Origin of the sequence: Nocardia asiatica NBRC 100129, assembly GCF_000308415.1 — a bacterium.
Lineage (GTDB): Bacteria > Actinomycetota > Actinomycetes > Mycobacteriales > Mycobacteriaceae > Nocardia > Nocardia asiatica.
Genome location: NZ_BAFS01000395.1, coordinates 1 through 7,358, shown reverse-complemented (window position 1 = coordinate 7,358; position 7,358 = coordinate 1). Strand labels below are relative to the sequence as shown.

The window sequence follows — 7,358 nt, the reverse complement described above, 5'->3', positions numbered from 1 at the left end:
CCGATCCAGATCTGGTCACGACGGACGGTGGAGGCGAGATGAGTTCGATGTCGACGCGGCGGTCGAGCGCCTGATGCGGCGAACGCGGGGCGCGGAGCGTGCTGTGCACTCGCCGAAGGTCTGACACCCGACGTGTTACGCCGCAGCGGCACGACACCTCCGCACTGCGGATCGTGCCCGGTTGTCATGATCCGATCGAAAGGAATCCGTCGGCGGTCAGGGGAGCGTCGGCCGGTGGTCTCGGTAGCGTCGGAATCGGCGACGGGCACGCTCGCGCATTATGCCGGATCGGCGGGCCGGTCATCCGATCGACAAATAACGGTCACAATGTTGCCGCAACACTTGACCTCGGATCATATATCGGCAACGCTGTAACCATTATGAGTAGACGAGTAGCTGTCGATGACTACATCGATCCTGATTCGCGCTTCGTGAGCGTCGAAGGTCAGAACCTTCACTACAAACGGGCCGGAAGCGGGCGACCGGTGCTGCTCCTACATGGCAGCGGCTCCTCGCTGCACTGCTTCGACCAGGTGGCCGCCACCTTGTCGTCGTCCTTCGACGTCATTCGCCTCGATCTGCCCGGGTTCGGTCTCACCGGCCCGCGCCTCGACCGTGACTACCGGGTGCAGACCTACGCCACGACCGTCGCCGCCTTCTTGAACCGGCTCGGAGTGGTCGATGCTTCGGTGGTGGGCAACTCGCTCGGCGGCAACATCGCCTGGAATTTCGCACTGGATCACCCCCAGCGTGTGGATCGGCTCGTGTTGATCAACGCCACCGGCTATCCGGGCAAGTCGCTGCCGCTGGCGCTGCGGCTGGCCCGTAATCCGATCGGTCGGGCGTTGTTGCCCCGCTTGGCCTCTCGGTCGGCCACCGCACGCAATCTGCGCTCGGCGGTCGGATCGCGATCGTCGGTGGTGGACGACGAGATGATCGACCGGGTCTACGCGATGCTGACCAGGCCCGGCAACCAACAGGCGTTCATCGACTTCGCCAATACCGACCAGATCGACCGAACAGCCGAGATCCCGGCCATCGCTGTACCCACCCTCGTGTTGCGTAGCGCGTCTATCGATGGCCAGCATTTCACCCGCGATATCCCTGGCAGCCACGAACGCGTGCACCCTGGTGGCGGCCATCTGCTCCCGGATGAAGATCCGGCGTGGGTGGCAGGCGCGGTTTTGGACTTCTTGACCACCGAGGTGGCCGCACAGCCGAAGGAACAACGATGAAGTACTTCGTGGCCCGCGGCGAGACAAGTCGCTTGGACGGGCCTACCAGAGGAGAACTGCGCGGTGAGTTCCTCCGATGCGGCGATGGGATCACTCACTACGAGCTGAGCGGGCCCGCCGCGGCCGAGACCGTCGTCTTCGCGGGCGGTCTCACCGTCCCCCTGTTCTACTGGGACGAACTCGCCGCCGAACTGCACCGGCGCGGATTCCGCACCCTTACCTACAGCGCTTACGGCCGGGGCTATTCCGATCGCGTGGAGGCACGCTACGACGAGGCGCTGTTCGTGCGGCAACTCACCGACCTGACCGAGCGTCTGGACTTGTCCGAGCCATACCACCTCGTCGGAACTTCGATGGGTGCGCTGGTGAGCATGGCGTTCGCCGACCAGCACGTCGACCGGTTGGCTAGCTTGACATTGGCGGGCCCCGCCGGGTTGCAGCCCGCACCTGCCGCCGCACGGCTGTTGCGCCACGAGATCGTGGGAACCGTCCTGGCCAAGAGTCTGGGCAGCAGAATGCTCGACCGGCACCTCTCGCACAACGTGCGCGATCCGCAGCAGTCCGCGGCACTCAACGCAATGGTGCGGGAGTGCTACCGGTTCGAAGGCTCGATCTACGCGTTGGCTGCCACGATCGCCGACTTTCCGCTCGGCGGCCGCCAGGACCTCTACCGGCGAACCGGCCACCTGCCGGTGCCGAGGATGCTGCTGTGGGGCGATCAAGACCAGGTCACTCCTATCACGAACTACGACGAGGTATGCGCGTTGCTGGCGCCCACCGTGGCGCACATCTTCTCGCCGTGCGGACACATGGTCCCCTACGAGGAGCCCGCCCGAATGAGTTCCCGATTCGCCGCTTTCGTCGACGCCGCCAAGAAAGGGACGCACCGATGACGACCCAGCCCACCACCGATATCGTCGATGTTCTCGTCGTCGGCGGCGGGCCGACCGGCACCGCCTTGGCGATCGATCTGACCCGTCGCGGACGGACGGTGCGGATCATCGACAAGGCCGCGCACGCCTTCGAGGGTTCGCGAGCGAAGGGAGTCCAGCCGCGCACCCTGGAAGTGTTCGAAGACCTCGGCGTCCTGGATGGCATTCGCGCCGGCGGAGCCGACTACCCGCTGCTGGGCATCCATGCGGGTCCGCTGAACATTCCTTGGCGCATGATCTCGCATACCGACGTGAGCTCGGATGTGCCGCATCCGAATACGTGGTTGATCCCCCAGTTCCGCACCGACGCCGCACTGCGCGCCGGACTGTGGCGGCTGGGCGTGTCCGTCGAGTCCAACTGCGAACTGGTCGGATTCGAACAGCATCCGGATACGGTCGTGGCGACGGTTTCCGGTCTTGACGGTGTGACCGAGATCGGCGCTCGCTACCTCGTCGGTGCCGACGGTGGGGCCAGCACGGTCCGGAAAACCGCGGGCATCGGCTTCGAGGGAACAACCGACGAAGCCGATCGGGTGATCATCGTCGACGCCGTGGTGGATGGCCTTTCCCGGGACCGCTGGCATGTTTGGCCCCGTCCGGGTGGCCGGTTCGTCGGCGCGTGTCCGCTGCCGCATTCCGATCGGTTTCAGGTGATGATCCGTCTGCGCCCCGATGAGGAGCCCGACCTCGACGAGGACAGCCTGAACGCTCGCATCCGCAAGCAGACCGGTGACAAACACATCCGTTTGTCGCACATCAGCTGGAAGTCGGTGTTCCGCCCCAACATTCGCCTGGCTGAACGCTACCGTTCGGGACGGGTGTTCGTCGCCGGTGACGCCGCTCATGTCCATCCCCCCACGGGTGCGCAAGGACTGAACACCGGTGTGCAGGACGCCTACAACCTGGGCTGGAAACTCGGTCAAGTGCTCGCCGGTGCGCCCGACAGCCTGCTCGACACCTACGAAGCCGAGCGTCAGCCGATCGCGGCCGGGGTCTTGGGCTTGTCGATCGAGAAGTATCAGGGTCTGTCCAAGCTCGACCCGTCGTCCATCAAACGCGGTGATGACGAACGTCAACTGGACCTCCATTACCGCGGCGGACCCTTGGCGGCGGATGATGCCCAACACACCGCGACGCTGCGGGTGGGCGATCGCGCGCCGGATGCGAGACTGCTCAGCACGACAGGGGGATCGCAACGGCTGTTCGATCTCTTCGCCGGACCACATTTCACCGCGATCGCCTACGGTCCCGCGGCGGCCGAGGACCTGGCCGCACTGCCGTGGCCCGCGAAGGGCGCGGGGCTGAAACGGGTCACCGTCGACAGTGGTGATCAGGCGGAGATGGATGTGGTCCTCGCCGACATCACCGAGTCCTTTGCCCAGATCTATGGCCTGACCGACTCCACCCTGCTGCTGATCCGCCCCGACGGTTACATCGGCTCGATCGCCACCAGCGATCGGACTGCGCGCACACTGAAATCCATCATTGCGATGACCCCGGCGGCCGAATCCCCGGTGCCACAGACCATCGGGAGGGAGGAGTGAGCCACGGCGGCTCACCCGTCCCGGTGGGCTCGGCTATGGACCAGAGGTGCACGGTAATCGCTGCAGCGACGTCCCGTGTGGCGCGGACACCTCGCCGAACTGACGAGGTTCGGATTTCGAAGGCCCGACCAAGGTCCGGCTGCCGCCGTCAGCGTTGCTGAGGGCTCGTTCATGAGATCGGAAATGCGATGTTGTGGCACCTGATGGTCGACTTCGGTCTGGGTTCCCCCTTGCATTTCGTCGCCTCCCGCGAGGCGGCTGTAACGTTCGCGCGGGAGGTGATCGAAAAGGGCTGGGCGCGGGCCGCCGCCGTCGACGACCGCGTGGACCACAGCTACCCAACGATGCCGTGCCAATTCCTGTATGCGCCACCGAGGCCGGATTCCGCGCGCATGTTCTGAAACACCCCGGAGCTCGATGCCGCCCGGCGCAGCGCTTCACCAGGCAGCCGTTCGAGCGGCGTCGGCCGAGGCGCAGTCGGCCCGAGGGGCACCGCGAGCTCGTCGAGGCGATCGCAGCCGGTGATGCGGACCGGCTGTGAGGCATCCTCGAATGGCACAACCGCGCGTTCGAGGTCACCAGAGCCATGATCGAGTGGCTTCCCGCACGCTCGGCCGGGCACGGTGGATAAAGTACGGGAGATCAGGCTTGCAGCAGCATGCGCAGTTGGCGTCCGCTCAGCGCGGGCCTACCGAGAACGAGTCGGCGATGCAGGATCCCGTCGACTACGTCGACAAGTCCATCGGCGAGGGTGGTGAACCCTCGCTCTCCGAGGTGGTTTCGGCCCCGAAGCGCCATGCGCCGCTTCGGTCTTCTCGGCCGCAGTGGCGCCGGTATCGCCAGTAATATCGGACACACTGTTGCCGATTTAATTGGACGGAGTGGTCTATATCGGCAACGATGTTGCCATTATGGTCACTCGATTAGCGACGCACGACGCCTTCCCCTCATATCCACACCGCTCGAGCGCGCGCGAACCCCACTTCAGGTCGATGGTGCAGATCGGCTACGCCTTCGCCGTGGTCATGCTCGGCACGACCCTGCCGACGCCGCTGTACACGCTGTATGCCGCCCAGCTCGGGTTCTCCATCGGCATGTCCACCGCGATTTTCGCCACCTACGCCGCCGGAGTCGTCGCGGCACTGATTCTGTTCGGCCGATGGTCGGACACGCTCGGACGTCGACCGCTGCTCATTGCCGGGCTGGCCTGTTCCGCGGCCAGTTCCCTGGTCTTCCTCACTGCTGGGTCGGTGTGGCAGTTACTGGTCGGACGGGCGCTCTCGGGACTGTCGGCCGGCATTTTCACCGGTACCGCCACCGCCATGATCATCGAAGCCGCACCGGTGAAATGGAAAAGCCGAGCCACTACCGTCGCCGGAGTCGCAAACATCGGGGGATTGGGCATTGGGCCGACACTGTCGGGGGTGCTGGCGCAATACGTTCCGTGGCCACTGCACTGCGTCTTCGTTGTGCATCTGGCGATGATCGGTGTAGCCGCGCTCGCGATCGTGCATGTGAACGAGACCGTTGCGACGCCGCCTGGAACTCTGCTCACTATGCAGCGGCTGTCCATTCCGCCTCAGGCGCGGGGTGTGTTCACCCGCGCGGCACTCGCCGCATGCGCTGGTTTCTGCGTAATCGGTCTGTTCACGTCGGTCGTGCCGACGTTTCTGCGCGAATCTCTGCACGTTCACGACAAGGCCATGGCCGGCTTGCTGGTTTCCGCGGCGTTCGCCGCGTCCGCGGCCACCCAAGCGTTCACCAGGACGCTACCCGCCTCCAAGGCCATGATCCTCGGTTGTGTGGCCCTGATACTCGGCGCCGCGCTGCTCGCCGCAGCGTTGACCACTCGGTCGGTGGTCATGCTCAGCGCGGCTGCGCTGATTACCGGCCTCGGGCATGGCGCGAGCTTCGGCAAGGGGCTCGGCGCGGTAGTGGAAGCGGCTCCGCAATCGCGACGCGGCGAGATCGCCTCCGCCTATTTCGTCGTGGCCTACTTCGCGATTTCCGTTCCGATCCTGGGCGTCGGCTTCGCCGCCCAGAGCTGGAGCCCGTCCCGTATCGGCATCGTCTTCGGAGCAGTGGTCGCCGCCGTGGCCACGGCGGCGCTCCTCGGCACGATCTGCGCCGCCCGGGCCCCAGTCACCCCCCATGTTCGCGCATGTCAATGACACCAGCTGGGGTCATGTGCTCGAGCCGTTCGAGAAGGAGGGACTGCCCGGGCCCTGGGGCGATAGATGTGTTTCACAACTCACCCCAGGTATCCGATCGGACATGGTCACTCGAACGTCCGGCGGCCGGCCTTGTAGTTCGTTCCAGAGTTGCCGACATCCTTTTCACGGGTTGGCGGAGGCTGTCATGACATTCGACGTTGCCGTGATAGGCCTGGGTCCGGTTGGGGAGCTGGCGGCGCTTCTGCTGGCACGCGCGGGGTTGACGGTCTTGGTCCTCGAGCGCGAGGCCGATGTGTATCCCAATCCGCGTGTCGGCGTTCTCGACGGAGAAGCGTTACGCACGCTTCAAAAGGCCGGAGTGTACGAGCGCACGGTTCCAGACATGCTCCTCGGAGCTGGCGCCCAGTGGGTGTCGGCTCGCGGCAAGGTTGTCGCGACGACGCTGCCGACGGAGAAAATCCAAGGGCATCCGTGGATGTCCGCGATCTACCAGCCGTTGCTGGACAAGCACCTTCGGGCGGCCCTCGCGGAGTATCCGGATGTCGACATCCGACTGGGTCACCGGCTCACCGGGTTGACCCAGGACGACGAAGTGGTCGAACTCACGTTTCGTGATGTCGACGGCGGGACAGGGAACGCGCGTGCACGCTTCGTCGTCGGGTGCGATGGCGCCAACAGCGCTACCCGGGAAGCGATCGGCGTCCAGCTCGTCGGATCCGCATACACCGACACCTGGCTGATCGTCGATGCGAAGCTGCCGGAGCCGGTCACCCATCTTCCGTATTTCCAGATGACGCTGGACCCGGCGGCGCCCAGTCTGACCGGCCGGCTCGCCGCTGGTGGGCACCGCTGGGAACGCAAGGTGATGCCCTGGGAGGACCACGACGAGATCCTTACCCCGCAGGCTGCGCGGCGGGTGATCGCTGAGGTTACAGACCCCGACACCGCGGAGATCTTGCGCCATCTCATCTACACCTTCCGAGCCAAGAGCGCCGAGCACTGGCGGGTCGGACGGGTTTTGCTGTGCGGCGACGCTGCCCACCTGATGCCTCCGATGATCGGCCAGGGTCTGAATTCGGGAATCCGGGATGTCACGAACCTGACCTGGAAAATCGCGGCCGTGGTGAATGCCGGCGCGCCACTGCAGATACTCGACTCCTACGAGGTCGAGCGCCGTCCGCACGCCGACGCGATTACCGCAATGTCGGTCCGGGTCGGCCGTCTGGTCACTATGCAATCGCGGTGGGCGGCTACGATTCGCGACGCGGTGGGAGTGACGCTGCTGCGCCTCCCGCCGCTACGGGAACACGTTCGCCAAGGACGCTGGCGCCCGCCAGCCCGGTACCGCCGCGGTCTGCTGCTGACACAACCGTCGCCGCGCTCGCCGGTTGGCCGCCTATTTCCTCAGCCGCTCGTGCGGACGTTCAGTGGAGCGGAGCGTCGACTCGATGATGTCGCGGGCTCTGGCTGGCG

General features: G+C 65.5%; 6 protein-coding genes. All 6 read left to right on the top strand.

Annotated elements, in window-relative coordinates; all coding sequences use genetic code 11:
• The first annotated feature begins 431 nt into the window (after window positions 1-431).
• Entirely contained in the window at window positions 432-1,235 is an 804-nt protein-coding gene (locus tag ON27_RS30085) for an alpha/beta fold hydrolase (RefSeq protein WP_245560337.1), read from the top strand.
• The gene (locus ON27_RS30080) at window positions 1,232-2,128 is read left to right on the top strand and encodes an alpha/beta fold hydrolase (RefSeq protein ID WP_043735268.1); all 897 of its coding nucleotides are present in this window, start codon (window positions 1,232-1,234) and stop codon (window positions 2,126-2,128) included. Before ON27_RS30085 ends, ON27_RS30080 begins: the two co-directional genes overlap by 4 nt.
• Window positions 2,125-3,711: an FAD-dependent oxidoreductase gene (locus ON27_RS30075; protein WP_043735267.1), complete on the top strand. Its 1,587-nt coding sequence runs from the start codon at window positions 2,125-2,127 to the stop codon at window positions 3,709-3,711. The genes ON27_RS30080 and ON27_RS30075 overlap by 4 nt, the downstream gene beginning before the upstream one ends.
• A 188-nt stretch (window positions 3,712-3,899) precedes the next feature.
• A complete protein-coding gene (locus ON27_RS30070; protein WP_043735265.1) occupies window positions 3,900-4,112 on the top strand; it encodes a hypothetical protein in 213 nt (70 codons plus the stop codon).
• A gap of 591 nt (window positions 4,113-4,703) precedes the next feature.
• Window positions 4,704-5,882 carry an MFS transporter gene (locus tag ON27_RS30060; RefSeq protein ID WP_051047117.1) on the top strand — a complete coding sequence of 393 codons (1,179 nt, stop codon included), beginning with the start codon at window positions 4,704-4,706 and terminating at the stop codon, window positions 5,880-5,882.
• 187 nt (window positions 5,883-6,069) lie between these two features.
• The coding region (locus ON27_RS30055) for a bifunctional 3-(3-hydroxy-phenyl)propionate/3-hydroxycinnamic acid hydroxylase (RefSeq protein ID WP_043735269.1) at window positions 6,070-7,358 on the top strand (1,289 nt) is incomplete at its 3' end.

Coding starts and splice junctions, on each gene's coding strand:
- ON27_RS30080 (WP_043735268.1), top strand. CDS start 1,232: ATGAAGTACTTCGTGGCCCGCGGCGAGACAAGTCGCTTGGACGGGCCT.
- ON27_RS30075 (WP_043735267.1), top strand. CDS start 2,125: ATGACGACCCAGCCCACCACCGATATCGTCGATGTTCTCGTCGTCGGC.
- ON27_RS30070 (WP_043735265.1), top strand. CDS start 3,900: ATGTTGTGGCACCTGATGGTCGACTTCGGTCTGGGTTCCCCCTTGCAT.
- ON27_RS30060 (WP_051047117.1), top strand. CDS start 4,704: ATGGTGCAGATCGGCTACGCCTTCGCCGTGGTCATGCTCGGCACGACC.